This is a genomic window from Curtobacterium sp. MCPF17_003, from assembly GCF_003224385.1.
Classification (GTDB): Bacteria; Actinomycetota; Actinomycetes; order Actinomycetales; family Microbacteriaceae; genus Curtobacterium; species Curtobacterium flaccumfaciens.
On the sequence record NZ_QKLC01000006.1, the window covers coordinates 187567 to 209458 of the forward strand.

General features: G+C 71.8%; 21 protein-coding genes. 18 read left to right on the plus strand and 3 right to left on the minus strand.

Features of this window, described 5'->3' with window-relative positions; translation table 11 throughout:
* Nucleotides 1–51: 51 nt before the first annotated feature.
* Nucleotides 52–744 (minus strand): HAD family hydrolase, encoded by a 693-nt coding sequence (locus tag DEJ30_RS08535; protein ID WP_181420059.1) that lies wholly within the window; start codon nt 742–744, stop codon nt 52–54.
* A 28-nt stretch (nt 745–772) separates the two neighbouring features.
* On the opposite strand from DEJ30_RS08535, the gene hemW reads away from it, so the two are divergent.
* Complete coding sequence (gene hemW, locus DEJ30_RS08540) at nt 773–2026, plus strand: radical SAM family heme chaperone HemW (protein WP_110860411.1); 1254 nt, start codon at nt 773–775, stop codon at nt 2024–2026.
* A gap of 35 nt (nt 2027–2061) precedes the next feature.
* Here hemW and DEJ30_RS08545 read toward each other — a convergent pair whose 3' ends face one another.
* On the minus strand, nt 2062–2535 hold the full coding sequence (locus DEJ30_RS08545; RefSeq protein ID WP_309146762.1) for a DUF4870 domain-containing protein: 474 nt from the start codon (nt 2533–2535) through the stop codon (nt 2062–2064).
* A gap of 110 nt (nt 2536–2645) precedes the next feature.
* On the opposite strand from DEJ30_RS08545, the gene hrcA reads away from it, so the two are divergent.
* The 15 genes from hrcA (at nt 2646) to DEJ30_RS08620 (ending at nt 18115) form a co-directional block, all read left to right on the plus strand.
* Complete coding sequence (gene hrcA, locus DEJ30_RS08550; RefSeq protein ID WP_110860413.1) at nt 2646–3665, plus strand: heat-inducible transcriptional repressor HrcA; 1020 nt, start codon at nt 2646–2648, stop codon at nt 3663–3665.
* A 33-nt stretch (nt 3666–3698) separates the two neighbouring features.
* Nucleotides 3699–4814 carry a molecular chaperone DnaJ gene (gene dnaJ, locus DEJ30_RS08555; RefSeq protein ID WP_110860415.1) on the plus strand — a complete coding sequence of 372 codons (1116 nt, stop codon included), beginning with the start codon at nt 3699–3701 and terminating at the stop codon, nt 4812–4814.
* Nucleotides 4814–5551, plus strand: coding sequence for a 16S rRNA (uracil(1498)-N(3))-methyltransferase (locus tag DEJ30_RS08560; protein WP_110860417.1), 738 nt, complete (start codon nt 4814–4816; stop codon nt 5549–5551). The genes dnaJ and DEJ30_RS08560 overlap by 1 nt, the downstream gene beginning before the upstream one ends.
* A gap of 38 nt (nt 5552–5589) precedes the next feature.
* The gene (locus DEJ30_RS08565; RefSeq protein WP_110860419.1) at nt 5590–5943 is read left to right on the plus strand and encodes a histidine triad nucleotide-binding protein; all 354 of its coding nucleotides are present in this window, start codon (nt 5590–5592) and stop codon (nt 5941–5943) included.
* On the plus strand, nt 5933–7075 hold the full coding sequence (locus DEJ30_RS08570; protein WP_110860422.1) for a PhoH family protein: 1143 nt from the start codon (nt 5933–5935) through the stop codon (nt 7073–7075). The genes DEJ30_RS08565 and DEJ30_RS08570 overlap by 11 nt, the downstream gene beginning before the upstream one ends.
* A complete protein-coding gene (gene ybeY, locus DEJ30_RS08575) occupies nt 7072–7533 on the plus strand; it encodes an rRNA maturation RNase YbeY (protein ID WP_017886675.1) in 462 nt (153 codons plus the stop codon). The genes DEJ30_RS08570 and ybeY overlap by 4 nt, the downstream gene beginning before the upstream one ends.
* 3 nt (nt 7534–7536) lie before the next feature.
* The gene (locus tag DEJ30_RS08580; RefSeq protein WP_110860424.1) at nt 7537–8859 is read left to right on the plus strand and encodes a hemolysin family protein; all 1323 of its coding nucleotides are present in this window, start codon (nt 7537–7539) and stop codon (nt 8857–8859) included.
* Nucleotides 8856–9794, plus strand: coding sequence for a GTPase Era (gene era / locus DEJ30_RS08585; protein ID WP_110860426.1), 939 nt, complete (start codon nt 8856–8858; stop codon nt 9792–9794). The genes DEJ30_RS08580 and era overlap by 4 nt, the downstream gene beginning before the upstream one ends.
* A gap of 73 nt (nt 9795–9867) precedes the next feature.
* Nucleotides 9868–11106, plus strand: coding sequence for a sensor histidine kinase (locus DEJ30_RS08590; RefSeq protein ID WP_220032941.1), 1239 nt, complete (start codon nt 9868–9870; stop codon nt 11104–11106).
* Nucleotides 11103–11792, plus strand: coding sequence for a response regulator transcription factor (locus DEJ30_RS08595; protein WP_110860430.1), 690 nt, complete (start codon nt 11103–11105; stop codon nt 11790–11792). The genes DEJ30_RS08590 and DEJ30_RS08595 overlap by 4 nt, the downstream gene beginning before the upstream one ends.
* A 111-nt stretch (nt 11793–11903) precedes the next feature.
* A complete protein-coding gene (locus DEJ30_RS08600) occupies nt 11904–12656 on the plus strand; it encodes an ABC transporter ATP-binding protein (protein WP_110860432.1) in 753 nt (250 codons plus the stop codon).
* Entirely contained in the window at nt 12653–14053 is a 1401-nt protein-coding gene (locus DEJ30_RS08605) for an ABC transporter permease (protein ID WP_110860434.1), read from the plus strand. Before DEJ30_RS08600 ends, DEJ30_RS08605 begins: the two co-directional genes overlap by 4 nt.
* 433 nt (nt 14054–14486) lie before the next feature.
* Nucleotides 14487–16256 (plus strand): 2-isopropylmalate synthase, encoded by a 1770-nt coding sequence (gene leuA, locus DEJ30_RS08610; RefSeq protein WP_110860436.1) that lies wholly within the window; start codon nt 14487–14489, stop codon nt 16254–16256.
* 210 nt (nt 16257–16466) lie between these two features.
* On the plus strand, nt 16467–17321 hold the full coding sequence (recO, locus tag DEJ30_RS08615) for a DNA repair protein RecO (RefSeq protein ID WP_110860438.1): 855 nt from the start codon (nt 16467–16469) through the stop codon (nt 17319–17321).
* Complete coding sequence (locus DEJ30_RS08620) at nt 17318–18115, plus strand: isoprenyl transferase (RefSeq protein WP_110860440.1); 798 nt, start codon at nt 17318–17320, stop codon at nt 18113–18115. Before recO ends, DEJ30_RS08620 begins: the two co-directional genes overlap by 4 nt.
* A 158-nt stretch (nt 18116–18273) precedes the next feature.
* Here DEJ30_RS08620 and DEJ30_RS08625 read toward each other — a convergent pair whose 3' ends face one another.
* Nucleotides 18274–19221, minus strand: a complete 948-nt coding sequence (locus DEJ30_RS08625; RefSeq protein WP_110860442.1) for a LysR family transcriptional regulator — start codon at nt 19219–19221, stop codon at nt 18274–18276.
* A 70-nt stretch (nt 19222–19291) separates the two neighbouring features.
* Between DEJ30_RS08625 and DEJ30_RS08630 the strand changes: the two genes are divergently transcribed.
* Entirely contained in the window at nt 19292–20347 is a 1056-nt protein-coding gene (locus DEJ30_RS08630; RefSeq protein ID WP_110860445.1) for an aminotransferase class V-fold PLP-dependent enzyme, read from the plus strand.
* A 107-nt stretch (nt 20348–20454) separates the two neighbouring features.
* Nucleotides 20455–21840: a glycine--tRNA ligase gene (locus DEJ30_RS08635; protein WP_110860447.1), complete on the plus strand. Its 1386-nt coding sequence runs from the start codon at nt 20455–20457 to the stop codon at nt 21838–21840.
* The last annotated feature ends 52 nt before the right edge of the window (nt 21841–21892 follow it).

Below are 21892 nucleotides of genomic sequence, written 5' to 3' on the forward strand. Positions count from 1 at the left end.
TCCAGCCCCCGCTCCCGCTCCCGCTCCCGCTCCAGCCCCCGCTCCCGCTCCTCAGCGGAGCGGCGGGAGTGCGGCGATCGCGTCCTCGATGAGGGCGGCGTCCTGCTGGCAGTCGCGTGCGACGGTCACGGCGTTCGTGTGGCGCAGCGCGTCGACGTCGTAGACACCGGTCGCCACGGCCAGGAAGGGGATGCCCGCGGCGTCCGCGGCCTCGCCGTCGCGCGGGGTGTCGCCGACGATGACCGCCCGCGTGCCGACCAGTTCGGCGGCGGCGCGCAGGGTGACCCCGGCCCGCTCGACCTCGGTGTCGCCGAAGTACGAGTGCTCCCAGTCGAAGACGTCGGGGTCGAACCCGGCGCCGGCGAGCTTCACCCGGGCGCGGTACTCGGAGTTGCCGGTGAGCAGGCCGTTGCGCCACCCGAGGTCGGCGAAGCGGGTCAGGAGCGCCTTCGCTCCGGGGACGGGACTGCGGTGGTCGCCGGAGGCGTGCCGTTCGGCCGTCAGATCGTGCAGGTGCCTGCTGACCGTGGGGATCAGGGTGTCCTCGAACGCGTGGGCATGCACGTGTTCGGCGATGAGCCCGGCGTCGGTCCGGCCGTGCTGGTGCCCGACCCGCAGGGTGAGGTCGCGGCCCACCGCCCGCTCGAGGGCGAGGTGGTAGAGGTTGCCCGGAGACGACGCGTTCATCACGAGGGTGCCGTCGATGTCCCACAGGACCGTGGTGGGGACGGGATGGTGCTCCATGACTCCATCATGACGGAGAATGGAGTCCATGCCGAGTGCTCTCCCGATCGCCGATCCAGCACCAGCGGACGGGCTGATCACCCCGTGGGCGGCAGCGGGCTCCGCTGCCGGGCCGGGGGCTGGTTCCGCCGCCGGTGACGTGCCCTTCGGCGTGTACGTGCACGTGCCGTTCTGCCGCGTGCGCTGCGGCTACTGCGACTTCAACACCTACACGGCGTCGGAGCTCCGCGGCGTCCGCCGTGACGACTACGCCGGGCACGCCGTGCGCGAGATCGAGTGGGCGGCGACCGTGCTCGACCGTTCCGGTGTGCCGCGGCGGCCGGTGTCCACCGTCTTCTTCGGCGGAGGCACCCCGACCATGCTGCCGGCGTCCGACCTGGCGATGATCCTCCGTGCGATCGACGACACCTGGGGCATCCTGCCCGGGGCCGAGGTCACCACCGAGGCGAACCCGGACTCCGTCGACGCGGCGTCGCTCGAGACCCTGCGGGCCGGCGGCTTCAACCGGATCAGCTACGGCATGCAGTCCGCCGTGCCGCACGTGCTCGCCACGCTCGACCGCACGCACGACCCGCTCCGGGTCCCAGTGGTCGTCGACCTCGCGAAGCAGCAGGGACTCGACGTCTCGCTCGACCTCATCTACTCGACCCCGGGGGAGTCCCTCGCCGACTGGCGGACCTCGCTCGACGCCGCGATCGCCTGCGAGCCCGACCACGTGTCGGCGTACTCGCTCATCGTCGAGGACGGCACCGCGATGGGCCGCATGGTCGCCCGCGGCGAGCTCCCCGCCCCCGACGACGACCTGGCCGCCGACATGTACGAGCTCGCAGACCAGGTGCTCGGCGACGCCGGCTACTCCTGGTACGAGGTGTCGAACTGGGCACGCGGTGACGCGCACGCGAGTCGCCACAACCTGTCCTACTGGAAGGGCCACGACTGGTGGGGCGTCGGACCCGGCGCGCACTCCGCCGTCGCCGGCACGCGCTGGTGGAACGTCAAGCACCCGGCCGCGTACGCGAACCGGGTGCTGTCGGGGGAGTCGCCGGCCGCCGGCCGCGAGACCATCGACGACGAGACGCGGTACGTCGAGCGACTGCTGCTGGCGGCGCGGGTCCGCGGGGAGCTCGCGACGAGCGAGATCCGCCAGGAGGCCCGTGGCCGGGTCGCCGGCCTCATCGCACGCGGACTCGTGGACGGGTCGGCCGCGGTGCGGGGACGGATCGACCTGACCCTGCAGGGCCGCCTGCTCGCCGACGCGGTGGTGCGGGAGCTGCTCGACTGAGCGGCGTGCGCCGCTCGGTCGGGCTCGTGGGGGCGCTACTGCTTGATGAACTCGATCGAGAGCGGGTAGCGGTAGAACTGTCCCTGGTTCGCGGCGATCGCGGCCATGATGCTGAAGATCAGCGACACGATGCCCGCTGCCAGCACGATCAGGACCCCGACGCCGAACACCGACGTGAGCGAACCGACCACGTAGGCGATGCCCATCGTGATGTGGAAGTTCAGCGCGACGCGGGTGTGCTCGCGGACGAAGCCGCCGCGGTCGCGGAGGACCAGGTAGGCGACCAACGGCGCGATGAAGTTGAAGAAGATGCCGCCGATGTGCGTCAGCGTGGCCCACAGGCGCTGGTCCTCGGGGCTCATCGGCCGGGGCGGGGTGTAGCCGGCGGGGTACTGCGGTCCGCCGGGGTACTGCGGTCCGCCGGGCTGCTGGGGGCCACCGGGGCCGTGGCCGTACGGGCCGCCGGGCTGCTCGGGTCCGTGGCCGTCGGGCTGCTGTCCGTAGGTCATGGCGGAAGCGTATCGGCCGACCGCCCGGAAGTCCCGGGCCGTCAGCGGTCGGGCGTAGGATCAGCAGTCGACACGTCCGAGTGCCAGGTCGATCGGGAAAGGAGGCGCTCGTGGTCAGTGAACGCAGCCTCGAGGTCCTCAAGGCCATCGTGCGCGACTACGTGGCGTCGCGTGAACCCGTCGGGTCGAAGACCATCGTCGAGCGGCACGCCTTCGGGGTCAGCGCCGCGACGATCCGCAACGACATGGCCCTGCTCGAGGACGAGCAGCTGATCGCCGCACCGCACACCTCGTCCGGCCGGGTGCCGACCGACAAGGGGTACCGCGTCTTCGTGGACCACCTGGCGGGTGCCCGTCCGCTCTCCAGCGCGCAGCGGCACGCCATCGAGACCTTCCTCGGCGCCCCGAACGACCTCGACGAGGTCCTCGGGCGCACCGTCCGGCTGCTCAGCCAGCTCACCAACCAGGTCGCCCTGGTGCAGTACCCCTCGATGGTGCGCGCCCGGGTGCAGCACGTCGAGCTCGTCCGGCTCGGTGACGCCCGGTTGATGGTGGTGCTCATCACCGACACCGCTCGCGTCGAACAGCGCGTGGTCGAGACCGACGTCCCGCTCGACGAAGGCTCGCTGGGCGAACTCCGCACCGTGGTGAACGGCGCGACGGTGGGCCTCCTGCTGCAGGACGTCCCGACCGCGCTCCGAGCCGTGCCGCAGCAGCTCCGCCCCGACGCCCAGACGCTCGGCGGGGTCGTCGTCGCCACGCTCATCGAGCAGGTCGCGGCGAACCGGCAGGACCGCCTGCTGATGGCCGGTGCGGCCAACCTGGCGAAGAGCGAGCAGGACTTCTCCGGCGGGCTCTTCCCGGTGCTCGAAGCGATCGAGGAACAAGTCACCCTGCTCCGGTTGTTCGGGGAGATGCAGGTGGACGACATCGCGGTGGCGGCCAGCATCGGCGTCGAGAACGCCGAGTACGGGCTCGACGCCACGAGCATCGTCGCCGGCGGCTACCTGGCCGGTGGCGAGGTGGCCCGCCTGGGCGTCCTCGGACCGACCCGCATGGACTACGGCACGAACATGGCGGCCGTCCGCGCCGTCGCCCGGTACCTGTCCAAGCTCCTGGGCGAACACTGACCAACCGACCGAACCCAACCGACTGAGGGATACGTGGCAGACCACTACGACGTCCTCGGCGTCCAGCGAGACGCCTCCGATGCCGACATCAAGAAGGCCTACCGCCGCCTGGCGCGTGAGCTCCACCCGGACGTGAACCCGGCACCCGACGCCGCCGAGCGCTTCAAGGACGTGACGCACGCGTACGACGTGCTGAGCGACCCCGAGCAGCGGCGCCGGTACGACGCCGGGCCGCAGGCCGACAGCCCCTTCGGTGGTGGCGCCGGTGGCTTCAGCGACATCTTCGACGCCTTCTTCGGCGGCGGCGGTGGTGGCGGCGGCCGGGGGTCGGGCCCGCGCAGCCGTGCCGAGCGCGGACAGGACGCCCTGCTCCGCATCGAGGTCGACCTCGACGAGGTCGTCTTCGGCACCCACAAGGACGTCGAGGTCGACACGGCGGTGCTGTGCGAGACCTGCCACGGCTCCTGCTGTGCGCCGGGCACCAGCCCCCGCACGTGCGACATCTGCGGTGGCTCCGGGCACATCCAGCGCCAGGTCCGTTCGCTCCTCGGCAACGTGGTGACGAGCGCACCGTGCGGCACGTGCCGCGGGTACGGCACCGTCATCCCGAGCCCCTGCCCGACCTGCCAGGGTCAGGGCCGCGTCCGCGCGCGTCGCACCGTGCCGGTGGACGTCCCCGCCGGCGTCGACTCCGGTCTCCGACTTCAGATGCCCGGCCAGGGCGAGGTCGGTCCGGCCGGCGGCCCGTCCGGCGACCTGTACCTCGAGATCCGCGTGCGCCACGACGACGTCTTCAGCCGTGACGGCGACGACCTGCTGGCGACGCTCGAGGTCGGCATGACCGACGCCGTCCTCGGCACGACCACCACGATCGACGGCCTCGACGGTCCGGTCGAGCTCGAGATCCGACCCGGTGTGCAGAGTGCCGACGTCCTCGTCATCAAGGACCGCGGCATCACGAAGCTGCGCGGGAACGGCCGCGGTGACCTGCGGGTCGGCGTGCAGGTCGTCACGCCGACCAAGCTGTCCCACAAGGAGCGGCAGCTGGTGGAGCAGCTCGCGAAGTCGCACAAGACCACCGCCCCGCAGCTCGCCCGGTTCCAGCAGGGCATGTTCGGCAAGCTCCGCGACCGGTTCTTCAACCACTGATGGCGTCGCTGTACCTCGTCGACTCGCTGGACGGCGTCACCGTCGGTGACCCGGTGTCGCTCGACGGGGCCGAGGGCCGGCACGCGGTCTCCGTCGCGCGCGTCCGGGTCGGCGAGGTCCTGCGGATCGCCGACGGTCGGGGCACGGTGGTCTCCGGTCCGGTGACGGCACTCGGCAAGGACACGCTGGAGCTCGCGGTCCACACCGTCGAGCACCAGGACGCACCGCGCCCGTCGCTGACGCTCGTGCAGGCCCTGGCCAAGGGCGGTCGTGACGAGATGGCCGTGCAGGCGGCGACCGAGATCGGGGTCGACCGGGTCGTGCCGTGGTCGGCCGCACGCAGCGTCTCCCGGTGGGACGGCGCGAAGGTCGAGAAGGGCCGCGCGCGGTGGGCCGCGATCGCGCACGAGGCCGCGAAGCAGGCGATCCGTCCGCGTGTGCCCGTCGTCGCGCCGCTGGTGACGACCGGACAACTCGTGTCCGCGCTCGGTGAGGGGACCACCCTCGTCCTGCTCGACCCGACCGCGACCGTGCGGCTCGCCACCTGGGAACCCCCGACGGGCGCCGAGGACATCGCCCTCGTCGTCGGCCCCGAAGGAGGCATCGACGGCGCGGAGCTCGACCGGCTCGAGGCCGCGGGCGCCGTGCGGGTCCGGCTCGGCGACAGCGTGCTCCGCACGTCCACCGCCGGACCGGCGGCACTCGCTGTCCTGCAGGCGCGACTGGGTCGCTGGTGAGCCGGACCACGCCGTCGGGCGCGTCCTACGATGGAGCCATGAGCACCAGCACGCCCAGCGTCTTCTCCAAGATCATCGCGCGCGAGATCCCGGCGACCATCGTCGCCGAGGACGACCGTGTGATCGCGATCGAGGACATCGCTCCGAAGGCTCCCGTCCACGTGCTCGTCGTCCCCAAGACCGAGCAGTACGCGAACGTCGGCGAACTCGCGGCGGGTGACCCCGACCTGCTGGCCCACGTCGTCGCCACCGCGCAGCGCATCGCCGACGAGCGCGCCGACGGCCAGTTCCGACTCGTCTTCAACACCGGCGAAGCCGCCGGTCAGACCGTGTTCCACGTGCACGCGCACGTACTCGCAGGTGAACTGCAGGAAGGCACCCTTGCCGGTTAACGAACCAGTACAGCCCACCGCCGCCGACGACGAGCCCGTCTCGGTCTCGCTCCAGGTCGACGGCATCGCCATGGTGCAGCTGCTCGGCCCCCAGGACCGGCTGCTCAAGACCGTCGAGCGCCAGTACCCCGGCGTCCGGGTCGTCGTGCGCGGCAACGAGGTCACGCTGACCGGGCCCGAGCGCGACGTCGCCCGCGCGAAGGCGCTCGTCGACGAGCTCGTCGGCATGGTCAGGCGCGGGCAGGAGATCGGCCCGGCCGACATCCCGATGTCCGCACGCATCCTCGACGACGACCGCAAGCCCTCCGACACCTTCGGCACCCCGATCGTGTCGAGCCGCGGCAAGTCCGTCCGGCCGAAGACCGACGGGCAGCGTGCCTACGTCGACGCCATCGACGAGCACACCATCACGTTCGGCATCGGTCCGGCCGGTACCGGCAAGACGTACCTGGCGATGGCCAAGGCCGTGCAGGCGCTGCAGCGGCGCGAGGTCAACCGGATCATCCTCACCCGTCCCGCGGTCGAGGCCGGCGAGCGGCTCGGCTTCCTGCCGGGCACGCTCACCGACAAGATCGACCCCTACCTGCGCCCGCTGTACGACGCCCTCAACGAGATGATGGACCCGGAGCTGGTCCCGAAGCTCCTGGCCGCCGGCACCGTCGAGGTCGCCCCGCTGGCGTACATGCGTGGCCGGACCCTCAACGACTCCTTCGTGGTGCTCGACGAGGCGCAGAACACCACGCCCGAGCAGATGAAGATGTTCCTGACCCGGCTCGGGTTCGGCTCGAAGATGGTCATCACGGGTGACATCACCCAGGTCGACCTGCCGGGCAACGTCTCCGGTCTGCGGCTCGTGACCCGCATCCTCGACCAGGTCGAGGACATCCACTTCGCCCGTCTCGGCAGCGAGGACGTGGTCCGCCACACCCTCGTCGGCCGGATCGTCGACGCGTACACGGTCTACGACGAGGAGCGCCTCGCCGAGCAGGCCGGGCAGCGCCCCGGTGGCCGTGGCACCGCCCCGGTCGGCAACCCCGACGGTGCCAACCGCGCCGAACGCCGTGGGCGCCCGCCGCAGGACCGCGCACGACCCCCGTACCCCCAGAACGACGCCCGAGGAGGCAACCGGTGAGCATCGAGCTCAACAACGAGTCGGGCGTCGAGGTGGACGAGGCCGCGATCCAGCGGCTCGCGGCCTTCGCCCTGGACGCGATGCACGTCCACGCCGATGCCGAGCTCGCGATCGTGCTGGTCGACGAGGGCGCGATGGAGCAGCTGCACGTCCGGTGGATGGACGAGCCCGGCCCGACGGACGTCCTGAGCTTCCCGATGGACGAACTGCGCCCCGGCACCGAGGACGACCCCACGCCGGCCGGGCTGCTGGGCGACATCGTGCTCTGCCCGCAGGTGGCCGAGGAACAGGCGAAGACCGCCGGGCACTCGAGCACCGACGAGATGCTGCTGCTCACCTGCCACGGCATCCTGCACCTGCTCGGCTTCGACCACGCCGAGCCCGACGAGAAGGCCGAGATGTTCGGCATCCAGGGCGAGATCCTGACCGCCTTCGCCGCCCAGCACCGAGGGCGGTAGCCGGTGGTCGTCGTCGCCGGACTCCTCGCGGTGGCGCTGGGGCTCGTCGTGCTCGGCGGGCTCCTCGCCGCGAGCGACGCCGCACTCTCGGTGGTCTCCCGTGCCGACCTCGAGGAGATCGCCAGGGGCAACAAGCGCCGCCGCGCCATCGAGGCGATCGCTGACGACGTCGGGGCGCACGTCAACGCGCTGAACTTCTTCCGGGTCCTCGCCGAGACCGCGGCCGCGGTGCTCGTGACGATCGCCCTCGTGGGCGCCTTCGACAGCTGGTGGATCGCACTCGTCGTCTCCGCCGCGATCATGACCGCGGTGTCGTTCGTGCTGGTCGGGTCGAGCCCGCGCAGCGTCGGACGCGCCCACGCCGAGCGGCTGATCGGTGCGACCGGCGGCATCGTCCGTGGGGTCCGCATCGTGCTCGGTCCGCTGGCCGGACTGCTCGTCCGGATCGGCGACCGGGTCACCCCCGGCCGCGGCCGGAGCGCCTCCACCGTGTCGAGCGAGGAGCAGCTGCTCTCGCTCGTCGACGAGGCCACCGAGAGCAACGTGCTCGAGGACGAGGACCGCGAACTCATCCACTCGGTGTTCGAGTTCAGCGACACCCTGGTGCGCGAGGTCATGGTGCCCCGCACGGACATGCTCACCGTCGACGGTGCGGAGACGCTGGCCGCGGCCATGGAGCAGTTCCTGGCCGCCGGGGTGTCCCGGATGCCGGTGACGGGCAAGGACAGCGACGACGTGCGGGGTGTGCTCTACCTGCGCGACGTCGCGCGGTCGCTGTACGAACGGCCGGCATCCCGCACTGAACGGGTCAGCCGGCTGCTGCGGCCCGCCGAGTTCGTGCCGGAGTCGAAGCACGCCGACGACACCCTGCGGCACATGCAGGTCGCCAAGAACCACCTGGTGCTGGTGGTCGACGAGTACGGCGGTGTCGCCGGGCTCGTGACCATGGAGGACCTCATCGAAGAACTCGTCGGCGACATCTCCGACGAGTACGACCGCGCCGTCGTCGACCGGACCGAGGTCGAACCGGGCATCTGGCGGATCTCCGCCCGGCTGCCGATCGACGAGCTCGGCGACCTGTTCGGCATCGAGCTCGACGACGACGACGTCGACACCGCCGGTGGCCTGCTCACCAAGGAGCTCGGACACCTGGCCGTCTCCGGCGACACCGTCACGGTGTCCGGGGTCGTCCTGACCGCCGACCGGGTCGAGGGCAAGCGCCGCCACCTCATCACCGTGCTCGCCGAGCGCACCCACGCCCTGGCCGACGTCGAGGACGCCTTCGACGACGCCGAACCCACCACGACGGGAACCACGCACGCATGACCGACCCCGACACCACCCAGGCCGGCTCGGAGAAGCCCTACCGCGCGGGCTTCGTCTCGTTCGTCGGCCGTCCGAACGTCGGCAAGTCGACGCTGACCAACGCCCTGGTGGGCGAGAAGGTCGCCATCACCTCGTCGAAGCCGCAGACCACCAGGCGCGCCATCCGCGGGATCGTGCACCGGCCCGACGGTCAGGTGATCATCGTCGACACCCCGGGCGTGCACCGTCCGCGCACCCTGCTCGGCGAACGGCTCAACGACCTCGTGCAGTCCACCCTCGGCGACGTCGACGTGATCGGTTTCTGCGTGCCGGCGAACGAGCCCGTCGGTCCCGGCGACCGGTTCATCAACGACACGCTCGACCAGTACCCGCGCGCCAAGAAGATCGCGATCGTCACGAAGATCGACAGCACCTCCAAGGACCGCGTCGGTGAGCAGCTGCTGGCCGTCTCGAAGCTCCGCGACTGGGACGCCGTGGTGCCGACCTCGGGCACCAGGGGCATGCAGCTCGACGACCTGCTCGGCGTGATCACCGCCCTGCTCCCCGAGTCGCCGCAGCTGTACGACTCGAGCGCGGTGACCGAGGAGACCGACGAGGAGCGCATCGGCGAGCTCATCCGCGAGGCTGCGCTCGAGGGCGTCCGTGACGAGCTGCCGCACTCGCTCGCCGTGGTCATCGAGGACATCGTCGAGCCCGATGCCGACGACGACGCCGACGGCCCCCTGCGCATCTTCGCGAACCTGTTCGTCGAGCGGGACAGCCAGAAGGCGATCGTCATCGGACACAAGGGCGAGCGCCTGAAGGACGTCGGTTCGCGGGCCCGCGTCGAGATCGAGTCGCTGCTCGGCGGCCGGCACGTCTACCTGAACATCCGCGTGAAGGTGGCCAAGGAGTGGCAGCGTGACCCGAAGCAGCTCGGACGCCTCGGCTTCTGACCGTCCGCCGCTCGCACCCCGGGTCATCCGGGCGAGGGACGCGGGGACGAGCGGCCCGCCGTACCGTGGACGGGTGTTCCGTCCCATGCTGCGCGCGCAGGTCATCACCGACCTGCTGATCGCCGTGCTGCTCGGCGGCCTCGTGCTGGTCGCCAGCGGGCGCGGGCTCGACGGGCCGCTGTCCGTGGTCACCGTCGTCGGGATGACCGCCGCCCTGGCACTCCGACGACTGTCACCCGGGCTCGCCCTGGCCGTGGCGTGGGTGTTCGCGGTCTTCGAGATGGTCACCCTGCAGGTGCCGGACGTGTCGAACGCGTTCATCGCCGGCGTCATGTACACGACGAGTGCGTACGGCAGCCGCCGTGTGCGGCTGGCCGGGCTCGTGTCGGCGATCCTCGGGTCCGTGGCGGCGGCGGCGTACATGGGCTTCGACGACTACCGGAACCGCTTGACCTACGAGACCACCTCGACGTCGGTGCCGGAGTCGCTGCAGGTCATCCTGTCGTTCTTCGCCGTCGTCCTGCTCCTGCTGCTGCTGCCGTGGCTCGCCGGACTCGTGGTCCGGACCCGTCGCTCGGCGAGCATGAGTCGCGAGGCCCAGCTGCTGGCCGAGCGTGACGCCGCGCGGGCCGACCGGGCCGTCGCGGTCGAGCAGGAGCGCGTGCGGATCGCCCGCGACATGCACGACATCGTCGCGCACTCGCTCGCGGTCGTCATCGCGCAGTCCGACGGTGCCCGGTACGCCCTGAAGGCCGACCCCGCGGTGGCCGACCAGGCCCTCAGTACCATCTCGACCACGGCCCGCCGGGCCCTCGGCGACGTGCGCGAACTCCTCGGCGCGCTCCGGCACGAGCAGGGGACCGCGCCGACGCCCGAGATCGACGACATCGACCGGCTCGTCGACGAGATGCGGCAGCTCGGGCTCGACGTGCGGGTGGAACGCGAGGGCGACCCCGCCGGGCTGCCCACCACCACGCAGCTCGCTGTCTACCGGATCGTGCAGGAGAGCCTGACGAACGCGTACAAGCACGGAGAGCCCGGCAGCCCGGTGCGTGCCGCCCTGACCTACCGGCCGGACACCGTCGAGATCGCCGTCGTGAACCGACGTGCCGACGACGGGGTCCGCGGCCCCGGCACAGGCCACGGCCTGGTCGGCATGCGCGAGCGCGCCGTGATGACCGGCGGCACCATGACCGCCGGGGCCCGAGGGGACGACTTCGCGGTCGCCGTCCGGATGCCGACCGTCCCGGCCAGCGGGCAGATGCCCCGCGGCCGGATCACCCCCACCGAGCAGGAGCGCACCGCCCGATGACCACGATTCCGACCGACGAGCACCGGATCCGTGTCGCCCTCGTCGACGACCAGGCGCTGTTCCGCACCGGCATCCGGATGCTCATCGACTCGCAGCCCGACCTGCGGTTCGTCGGCGAGGCGGGCGACGGTGCCGATGGGGTCGAACTCGTCCGACGGACCCGTCCCGACGTGGTGCTGATGGACGTGCGGATGCCCGTGATGGACGGCATCACGGCGACCGGCCACATCGTCGAACAGTCCGGAACCGACGGCGCGAAGGTCCTCGTGCTGACCACGTTCGACTTCGACGAGGCCGCCGCCAAGGCCATCCGCGCCGGCGCGAGCGGGTTCGTGCTCAAGGACGCCGACCCCGAGTTCCTGCTCGCGGCGGTCCGGACCGTGCACGCCGGCACCGCGGTGTTCGCCGCGTCGGCCACGCGGGAGCTCCTGCGACGGTACGACGACTCGGTCGGACGCGCCGCCGCAGTCCCCGCGGCGTTCGCCGACCTCACGCCACGCGAGCGCGAGATCTTCGACCTGGCCGCCCGTGGGTTCAGCAACAGCGAGATCGCCCAGCACGAGTACGTCAGCGAGGCGACCGTGAAGACGCACATCTCGCGGGTCCTGACGAAGCTCGAACTCCGCGACCGGGTGCGACTCGTCGTCTTCGCCCACGAACACGGGCTCGTCACCAAGGCCGACTGATGCCGGGTCATCCGCGGGGATGACCCCTCCACAGGCAACCGAGCCGAGCGGACGATCCACAGGAGCCGAGCGGGCGACGCGGACGGGTCCGCTGACCGCCATCGTGGATGCATGACCACGAGCCACGCCCCGATCATCCGCCTCGACCACGTGTCCAAGCACTACGGCGACGACGCCCGACGTGTGACCGCGCTCGACGACGTCAGCGTCGACATCGGCGCCGGGGAGTTCACCGCGGTGATGGGCCCGTCCGGGTCCGGCAAGTCGACGCTCATGCACGTCGCCGCCGGCCTCGACGCCGTGTCCGCCGGCCGGATCCAGATCGACGGCGTCGACATCACGGCCCTGGGCGACAAGGACCTCACCGAGCTGCGTCGTCGGCGGCTGGGCTTCGTGTTCCAGTCGTTCAACCTCGTCCCGACGCTCGACGTCAGCGAGAACATCCGGCTGCCGTTCCTGCTCGGTGGGCACAAGCCCTCGCACGAGGAGACCGCCTGGATCGACCGGCTGGTCGAGATGCTCGGGCTCGGCAACCGGCTGACGCACCGGCCGCACCAGCTCTCCGGCGGGCAGCAGCAGCGCGTCGCCATCGCACGGGCGCTCGCTTCGCGGCCGGCGGTGGTCGTCGCCGACGAACCGACCGGCGCGCTCGACTCCCGCACCGGACGCGACGTGCTCGCGATCCTCCGCGGTGCTGTCCAGGAATGGGGCCAGAGCGTCGTCATGGTCACGCACGACCCGGTGGCGGCCGCGAACGCCGACCGCATCCTGTTCCTGGCCGACGGCCGGATCGTCGCCGACCGCCCCGCGATGGACGCCGGCGCGATCTCCACGACGATGCTCGGGATGGAGGCAGCAGCGTGAACGGCGTCCGCTCCTTCGCCCCCACCGTCCTGGTCGCCGCCCTCGGCACCACGTTCGGCTCCGCCCTCGTCATCGCACCGGGGATCGTGACCGAGGCGCTCCGAGCCGCCGGGGTCGCCGACCTCGGTCCGATCAAGGCGATCCTGTCGGTGGTCGGGTGGCTGTTCCTCGGCATCGCGCTCTACGTCGGCGCGATCGTCACCGCGAACACCTGCGCCACCCTGATCGCCGGACAGACCCGGATCATCGCCCTGCAGCGGCTCGTCGGCGCGACCGGTGCGACCCTCCGTGCGCGGATCACCCGCAGCGGCCTGGTCGTCGGCGTGCTCGGCGGGGTCGTCGGCGCCGTCGTGGGGACCGCGCTCTCGGCCCTGTTCGTCGTCGTCCTGCGGGGCAACGGGGTCCTGCCCGAGACCGAGTACACGTACGTGCCGTGGGAGCTCGTCCTGCCGGTCGTGGCCGTCGTCCTCGCCACCTGGGGTGCCTTCGCTGCCGGGTCGCGCCGTGTGCTCACCGTCACACCACTCGAAGCGCTGTCGTCGTCCGTCGAGCCGAGCCACGACGACGTCCGGTCCGGAACGGCCCGCAAGGTCTGGGCGATCGTGCTCATGGCCGGTGGCGCGGTGCTGATGCTGCTCGGGCTCGCGGTGAGCTCGCTGTCCCCGGTCGCGGTCCTGCCGGCAGCGCTCGGCGGGTTCGTGTCCTTCGCGGGGGTCGCCGTCGGGGCGACGATCGTGATGCCGCCCGTGCTGCAGCTCATCGGCCGCATCGGCTCGCACGACCCCGTCGTCCTGCTCGCCGGACGGAACGCGATGCGGGCGCCGGGGCGGTCCTCGCGGGCGACCATCGGGCTCGTCATCGGTGTCACCCTGCTCGTCACCTTCGCGGTCGCGCTCGGCATCATGCAGCACGTGCTCGAGACCGAGATGCGCGCCATGAGCGCGGGGGCTGCCACGCCCGAGATGATCGAGGCGCAGCGTGACCTCTTCGTGCAGATCAACGCGGTCGTCAGCGTGATCGTCGGGTTCTCCGCCGTGATCGCCGCCGTCGGGGTCGTGAACGCCCTGGCGCTCGGGGTGCTCCAGCGTCGACGCGAACTCGGGCTGCTGCGGGTGCTCGGCCTGACCGGTGCGCAGGTCCGACGGATGATCGTGACCGAGGCCGTGCAGATGGTCGTCGCAGCCGTCGTCGCGGGGCTCGCACTCGGCACGGTGTACGGCTGGGTCGGCGGGCAGACGCTGCTCGGCTCGCTCGGGACGCCCGTGGCACCGGTGCTGCCGCCGCTGACCATCGGCATCGTGGTGATCGGCGCGCTGGTCCTGGCGGTCGTCGCCACCATCGCCCCGGTGCGGCGCGCGATGCGCGTCCCGCCGACCGAGGCGCTCGCGGTCGACTGACCCGTCGCCCTGGTCGCACCACACGACGACACGGGAGGCCCGTTGCCAGCTGGCACCGGGCCTCCCGTGTCGTCGTGTGGGCGCACCGACGTGCCCTGGCCGGCCCCGCCGCGCCGCTCACGTCCGCCGAGGTGTCACCAGCCGTCGTTCGGACGCGGCCCGGGCGACAGATCGCGACCTCTCGGCGACCGGCCCGTGGCAGGTCTCGACCACTCGGCACCTCACTCGGCAACCCCGTTCGACGGCGCCGGGCGGTCCCGCGTCACACGCTTGCGCCAGCCTGGTACACCGGTGCTACCGTGGGTCTCGATGTACTCGGCACTCCTCCTCCTTCGCTGCCGCGACGAGGCCTGACACTCCGGCCCACCTCGTCGCGGAGTCCGTCGTGGCCGCACCACAAGAGCTCACGAACACGCGACGAAAGCGAAGAACGATGCAGAACACGCAGCAGCCCTCCGGGATGCCGATCCACAAGTACGTCCCGTTCCACGAGCAGATCAGTGTCGACCTGCCGGACCGCACCTGGCCCACGAAGCGCATCGACAAGGCGCCGCGCTGGTGTGCCGTCGACCTGCGTGACGGCAACCAGGCGCTCATCGACCCGATGGACGCCGAGCGCAAGCGGGCGATGTTCGACCTCCTCGTCCGGATGGGCTACAAGGAGATCGAGGTCGGCTTCCCGAGCGCCTCGCAGACCGACTTCGACTTCGTCCGGTCGCTGATCGACGAGGGCGCGATCCCCGACGACGTGACCATCCAGGTGCTGACCCAGGCGCGCGAGCACCTCATCCAGCGCACCTACGAGGCGATCGACGGCGCGAAGCAGGCCATCGTCCACCTGTACAACTCCACGAGCATCGTGCAGCGCGAGGTCGTCTTCCGCACCGACGTGCAGGGCGTGGTGGACATCGCGGTCACCGGTGCGAAGCTCTGCAAGGCCGCCGAGGCGACGCTGCAGCACGACACGACGATCTACTACGAGTACTCGCCGGAGTCCTACACGGGCACCGAGCTCGAGGTCGCACTGGAGATCTGCAACGCCGTCCTCGAGGTCTTCGAGCCGACGCCCGAGCGCAAGGTCATCATCAACCTGCCCGCCACCGTCGAGATGGCCACACCGAACGTCTACGCCGACTCGATCGAGTGGATGTCACGCCGCCTCGCCCACCGCGAGGACGTCATCCTGTCGCTGCACCCGCACAACGACCGCGGCACCGCGGTCGCGGCCGCCGAGCTCGGCTACATGGCCGGCGCCGACCGGATCGAGGGCTGCCTGTTCGGCAACGGTGAGCGCACCGGCAACGTGGACCTGGTCGCCCTCGGGATGAACCTGTTCACGCAGGGCATCGACCCGGAGATCTCGTTCGCCGACATCGACCAGGTGAAGCGCACCGTCGAGTACTGCAACCAGCTGCCGGTGCCCGAGCGCCAGCCGTGGGCGGGCGACCTCGTGTACACGGCGTTCAGCGGCTCGCACCAGGACGCCATCAACAAGGGATTCGAGGCGATGAAGGCCAAGGCCGCCGCCGCGGGCAAGGACATCGACGAGATCGAGTGGGCGGTGCCGTACCTGCCCGTCGACCCGAAGGACATCGGCCGGTCGTACGAGGCCGTCATCCGCGTCAACTCGCAGTCCGGCAAGGGCGGTGTGGCGTACCTGCTCAAGACCGACCACGCCCTCGACCTGCCCCGCAAGCTGCAGATCGAGTTCTCCGGCGTCGTGCAGCGGCACACCGACACCGAGGGTGGCGAGTTCTCGTCGCAGCGCATCTGGGACGTGTTCCAGGACGAGTACCTGCCCGCGTCGATCGACGACGAGAAGTGGGGCCGGTACGAGCTCACCAAGACGGCGACGTCGAGCGACTTCGAGGGCACGACCTCGCTGTCCGTGGCACTCCGGGTCGACGAGGGCGCGGTCACGGCCGAAGCCGTCGGCACCGGTCCCATCGACGCGTTCCTGAAGGTGCTCGCCGAGCAGGGCGTCCAGGTCACGCTGTACGACTACTCGGAGCACACGATGAGCGCTTCCGGTGACGCGAAGGCCGCGTCCTACGTCGAGCTCGACGTCGACGGCGTGCGTCTCTGGGGCGTCGGCATCGACGCCGACATCTCGACGGCGTCGCTCAAGGCGATCGTGTCCGCGGTGAACCGCGCGGTGCGCGCGGGTGCCGCGGCCGGCGCACCGGAGCTCGTCTCGGCCTGAGACGCAACCAGCCCTGGAGGCACGGTGCGGGTCCGTCCCGCACCGCGCCTCCCGTCTGTGCCCGGTCTTTCCCCCGTCACGCGCGATGGCAGGTCGAATCGGGCGTACCTGGTCGATTCTTCCGACCAGGTACGCCCGATTCCACTCGGTACCCCCGAGCCCCCGCCCGCAGCACACGCGGCTGTCGGCGGGGCGGGGGATACTGGGGGCATGCCGCTGTACCGGGACGAGTGCGTCGTGTTGCGCACCCACAAGCTCGGTGAAGCCGACCGCATCGTCACGATGCTCTCGCGGCAGCACGGCAAGATCCGCGCCGTGGCCAAGGGCGTGCGGCGGACCGCCTCGAAGTTCGGCAGCCGCCTCGAGCCGTTCATGGTCGTCGACGCCCAGTTCTACGAGGGCCGGTCGCTCGACATCGTCACCCAGGCGGAGTCCCTCGGCGCGTACGGGGCCCAGATCGTCGCCGACTACGGCGCGTACACCGCGGCCAGCGCCATGGTCGAGACCGCCGACCGATTGAGCGAGGCCGATGCCGGGCTGCAGCAGTACCTGCTCCTCGTCGGGGCGCTCCGGTCGTTGTCGCGCGGTGAGCACCAGTCCAGCGCGACCCTCGACTCGTACCTGCTCCGCGCGATGAGCATCGCGGGATGGGCCCCCTCGTTCAGTGACTGTGCGGTGACGGGGGAGCCCGGCCCGCACTCGGCGTTCGTGGTGCAGCTCGGTGGTGTCGTCGCCGACCGTGCGGCGCCCCCGGGGACGCCGCGGCTCGACCCGGCGACGCTCGGGGTGCTCGGCTCCCTGCTCGCCGGCGACTGGGCGACGGTCGACGCCACCGACGAGCGGACGCGTTCGCGGGCCTCCGGCGTGGTCGCGGCCTACGCCCAGTGGCACCTGGAACGATCGCTCCGGTCCCTGCCGCACGTCGACCGCTCCGAGCACCCGCTGCCGGTGCCGCAGACCCACGGCGGACCCGAGGCGACGGCGCGCGCGGTGGCCTCGACCCCGGCACCCGCCGTGCCCGAGCCCGACCCTGATCCCGCTGTCGAAGGAGCCCCCACCGCATGAGCCCCCGCCGCCCCGACGACGTCGAACCGCTCCGCCCGATCGACTGGACCGGCGAGACGCCCCCGGCGATCCCGGCCCGGTTCGTGCCGGAGCACGTGGCCATCGTCATGGACGGCAACGGCCGGTGGGCGAACGGCCGCGGCCTGACCCGGATCGAGGGGCACAAGGCGGGCGAGGCCTCGCTGCTCGACGTCGTCGCCGGGGCGATCCAGATCGGCGTCGGGCACGTGTCCGCGTACGCGTTCTCGACGGAGAACTGGAAGCGCTCCCCGGAAGAGGTCCGGTTCCTGATGGGCTTCAACCGCGACGTCATCCGCCGTCGCCGTGACCAGCTGCACCAGTGGGGCGTCAAGGTGCGGTGGGCGGGTCGGCGTCCGAGGCTGTGGCGGAGCGTCATCGACGAGCTCGAGACCGCCGAGCGGATGACGGCGGGCAACGACGTCCTCACGCTGACGATGTGCGTGAACTACGGCGGCCGGAACGAGATCGTCGACGCCGTGCGGGGCATGGCCGAGGACGTCGCCGCCGGACGCCTGAAGCCGAGCCAGGTCACCGAGAAGGCACTCGCCAAGCGCCTGTACGTGCCCGAGATGCCCGACGTCGACCTGTTCCTCCGGAGCTCGGGGGAGCAGCGCACGAGCAACTTCCTGCTGTGGCAGTCCGCCTACGCCGAGATGGTGTTCCTCGACCGGCTCTGGCCGGACTTCCGTCGCACCGACCTGTGGGGTGCGATCGAGGAGTACGCCAGCCGCGACCGACGCTACGGCGGCGCGGTCGACGCTCCGACGGCGTAGCCCCGGCCGCTGCGGCCGCGGCCCAGCCGCCCGGCCGCGGCCCGGCCGCCCGGCCCCCGGGCCGCCGGGCCGAGACCGAGTCTCGGTTCCGCGGACAGCTTGCGCCGTCTGGCCGGCGCGGAGTGTCCGTGCAGCCGAGACTCGGCGCGCGCCCCGGCTCAGCCCGGCAGCGGCCCCTCGAGCAGGTGGGCCGCGGAGCGCACCGCGTCGAGTGCCGCACGGACGCTCGGCACACGGTCGGCACCACGGGCGACGACGACCTCGACCCGCCGGGCGAGCTCGTCGTCCACGGGGTCGATCGCGACACCGGCGGGGATGACCGTCGTCGCGAGTGCCAGCCGGGGGAGCAGCGCCACCCCGAGCCCTGCGGCGACGAGTCCCACCACCGCGGCCGCGTTGTCCGTCTCCAGCACGATGTCCGGCGTGAACCCCGCGCTCGCGCACGAGGCGAGCAGGTGCCCACGGCAGCGCAGGCAGCCCCCGATCCACCGGGCGTCGTGGTGGGACGCGAGGTCCACGACGGTGGAGCCGGCAGGGCGGAGTCGCTCCGCGCCTCCCGGCTCGACCGGCGTCACCAGCGCGAGCGGGTCACGACCGAGTGCCCGGGTGACGAGGCCCGGGTCCGGGGTGGTCCCGACCTCGTCGCCGACGTAGGTGAAGGTGAGGGCGACGTCCACCTCGCCGCCGCGCAGCAGGTCGAGTGCCTCAGGAGGCTCCACCTCGACGTACGAGGTCGTCACGCCGGGCGCCGTCGCGGCGAGCCGGGCGAGCACCGCGGGCACGAGGGCGGAGGACGCGCTCGGGAACCCGGCGAGTCGCACCCGGCCACGGCTGAGTCCGCCGACGGCGTCGAGGTCCTCGCGAGCCGCGGTCAGCGCGGCCTGGACGTGCAGGGCGTGGTCGGCGAGCACCTGCCCCGCATGCGTGAGGGTCGCGCCACGTCCGCCGCGCAGGACCAGCGCGTGGCCGAGACGCTGCTCGGCCCGGGCCAGCAGCTGGCTGACGGCCGGCTGGCTCGACCCGAGCGCGGCGGCGGCGCGGGTGATCGACCCACCGTCGGCCACGGCGCGCAGGACCCGGAGCAACTGGGGATCGATCTCGTCCATCACCCGATGTTATCGGTGGCACAACGAACCGGCTCTGGTGTGATGGGACGGGAACGAGGACGCTGTCCGCATGGACTCCTTCCCCGCCGGCCGCGGCTACCTGGCGGCGTGCACCGCGGGCCTGCCGACCCGCGGCACCCTCGCCGCCCAGCGGGCCGACCTCGACGCGTGGTCCCGGGCCGAGACGTCGCCCGCCCGGTACGGCGCGCTGGTCGAGCAGGGACGTGCGCTCTTCGCCGCGCTGGTCGGCGTCCCGGCTGAGCGCGTCGCGACGGGATCGCAGACCTCGGTGATGGCCGCGGTCGTCGCCGACGCGCTGCCGGACGGCGCCGAGGTGGTCGTCCCCGACGGCGACTTCAGCTCGGTCGTCTTCCCGTTCCTCGCCCAGGCGCACCGCGGCGTCCGGGTCCGGAGCGTCCCGCTCGAGCGGCTCGCCGCCTCGGTCGGGCCCGGGACCGCCCTGGTCGCGTGGTCCGCGGTGCAGTCCGCGACCGGCGTGGTCACCGACCCCGACCCGGTCGTGGCCGCCGCCCGTCGCGTCGGCGCCCTGACCCTCTGTGACCTCACGCAGGCCGCCGGCGTGCTGCCCGTCGACGCCGCAGCGTTCGACGTGACGCTCACGCACACCTACAAGTGGCTCTGCGCTCCGCGCGGCGTCGCCTTCATGACGCTCTCCGACACCGCCCTCGGCCGGCTCCGCCCGGTGCAGGCCGGCTGGTACGCGGGCCAGGACGTCTGGTCCTCCTGCTACGGCCCCGCCATGCACCTGGCCGACGACGCGCGTCGCTTCGACGTCTCGCCGGCCTGGCAGGCGTGGCCCGGTGCCGTGGCCGCGCTCGAACACGCGGTCGTGCTCGATCAGCGGGCGGTCTGGAGGCACGCCACCGGTCTCGCGGATCGGCTGTGCGACGCCCTCGGGTCGCCTCGGCAGGGCGACGGGCAGGCGATCGTGACGTTCGCGGACGCCGACGGGGCGGCCCTCCGGGCACTCACCGCCGCAGGCGTCACCGCCTCGGGGCGCGCCGGGCGACTGCGCGTCGCGTTCCACCTGTGGAACGACGAGTCCGACGTGACCGACGTCGTGGCCGCGCTGGGTGGGGTGGGGCCGGGCACGTCGGCAAGGTGAGCGTGGAGGGCGGACCCGTGGCGGGCCTCCCGGGCCTCGATCGCCGGTAGTCTTGCCCGGACCGTTTCCGCACCGAGCACCCAGCTCGGCGACCTCTGGAGCACCCTTTGGCACAGCCCTCCCGTCTCGACAGCGTCATCGCCCTGGCCAAGCGCCGCGGCTTCGTCTTCCAGTCGGGTGAGATCTACGGAGGCTCCCGCTCCGCATGGGACTACGGGCCCCTCGGTGTGGAGCTCAAGGAGAACATCAAGCGCCAGTGGTGGCAGCGGTTCGTCCGCGGCCGTGGGGACATGGTCGGCCTCGACTCCGCGGTGATCCTGCCCCGCAAGGTGTGGGAGGCCTCCGGGCACGTCGCGACCTTCACCGACCCGCTGGTCGAGTGCCTGCACTGCCACCACCGGTTCCGCGAGGACCACCTGCTCGAGGCGTTCGAGGCAAAGAAGGGCCGCGCCCCCGAGGGTGGCATGGCCGAGGTCGCCTGCCCGAACTGCGGCACCCGCGGCGAGTGGACCGAGCCCCGCGAGTTCTCCGGGATGCTCAAGACCTACCTCGGCCCGGTCGAGTCGGAAGAGGGCCTGAACTTCCTGCGCCCCGAGACGGCGCAGGGCATCTTCGTCGACTTCGCGCAGGTCGTCACGACGAGCCGCATGAAGCCCCCGTTCGGCATCGGTCAGGTCGGCAAGGCGTTCCGCAACGAGATCACGCCCGGCAACTTCATCTTCCGCACGCGCGAGTTCGAGCAGATGGAGATCGAGTACTTCGTGCCGCCGACCTCCGCCCAGGAGCACTACGAGCAGTGGATCGCCGACTCGGTGGCGTTCTACACCGACCTCGGCATCGACCCGGAGAACCTGCGTCGCTTCGACGTGCCGGACGGCGAGCGGGCGCACTACTCCGACGCCACCGCCGACATCGAGTACCGCTTCGGCTTCACCGGCTCGGAGTGGGGCGAGCTGATGGGCGTCGCGAACCGCACCGACTTCGACCTGAACAACCACATCGAGGCGTCCGGCCAGGACCTCCGCTTCTTCGACCAGGCCGCCAACGAGAAGTACGTGCCGTACGTCATCGAGCCGTCGTTCGGTCTGACCCGTGCGCTCATGGCGTTCCTGCTCGACTCCTACCACGAGGACGAGGCGCCGAACGCGAAGGGCGGTGTCGACAAGCGCACGGTCCTGCGCCTCGACCCGCGCCTGGCCCCGGTGAAGGCCGCCGTCCTGCCCCTGTCGCGCAACGAGCAGCTCTCGCCCGTCGCCCGCGGTCTGGCCGACGACCTGCGCAAGAACTGGAACGTGGACTTCGACGACGCCGGTGCGATCGGCCGTCGCTACCGTCGCCACGACGAGATCGGCACGCCGTTCTGCATCACGGTCGACTTCGACACGCTCGAGGACAAGGCCGTGACGGTGCGCGAGCGCGACACCATGGGCCAGGAGCGCGTCTCGCTCGACCAGCTGCAGGGGTACCTGGCGCAGCGGTTGCTCGGCGCGTAGGGGGTCGTCCTTCCGCAAGACACCGGTGTTCGTGCGTTGCACACCCGCAGTC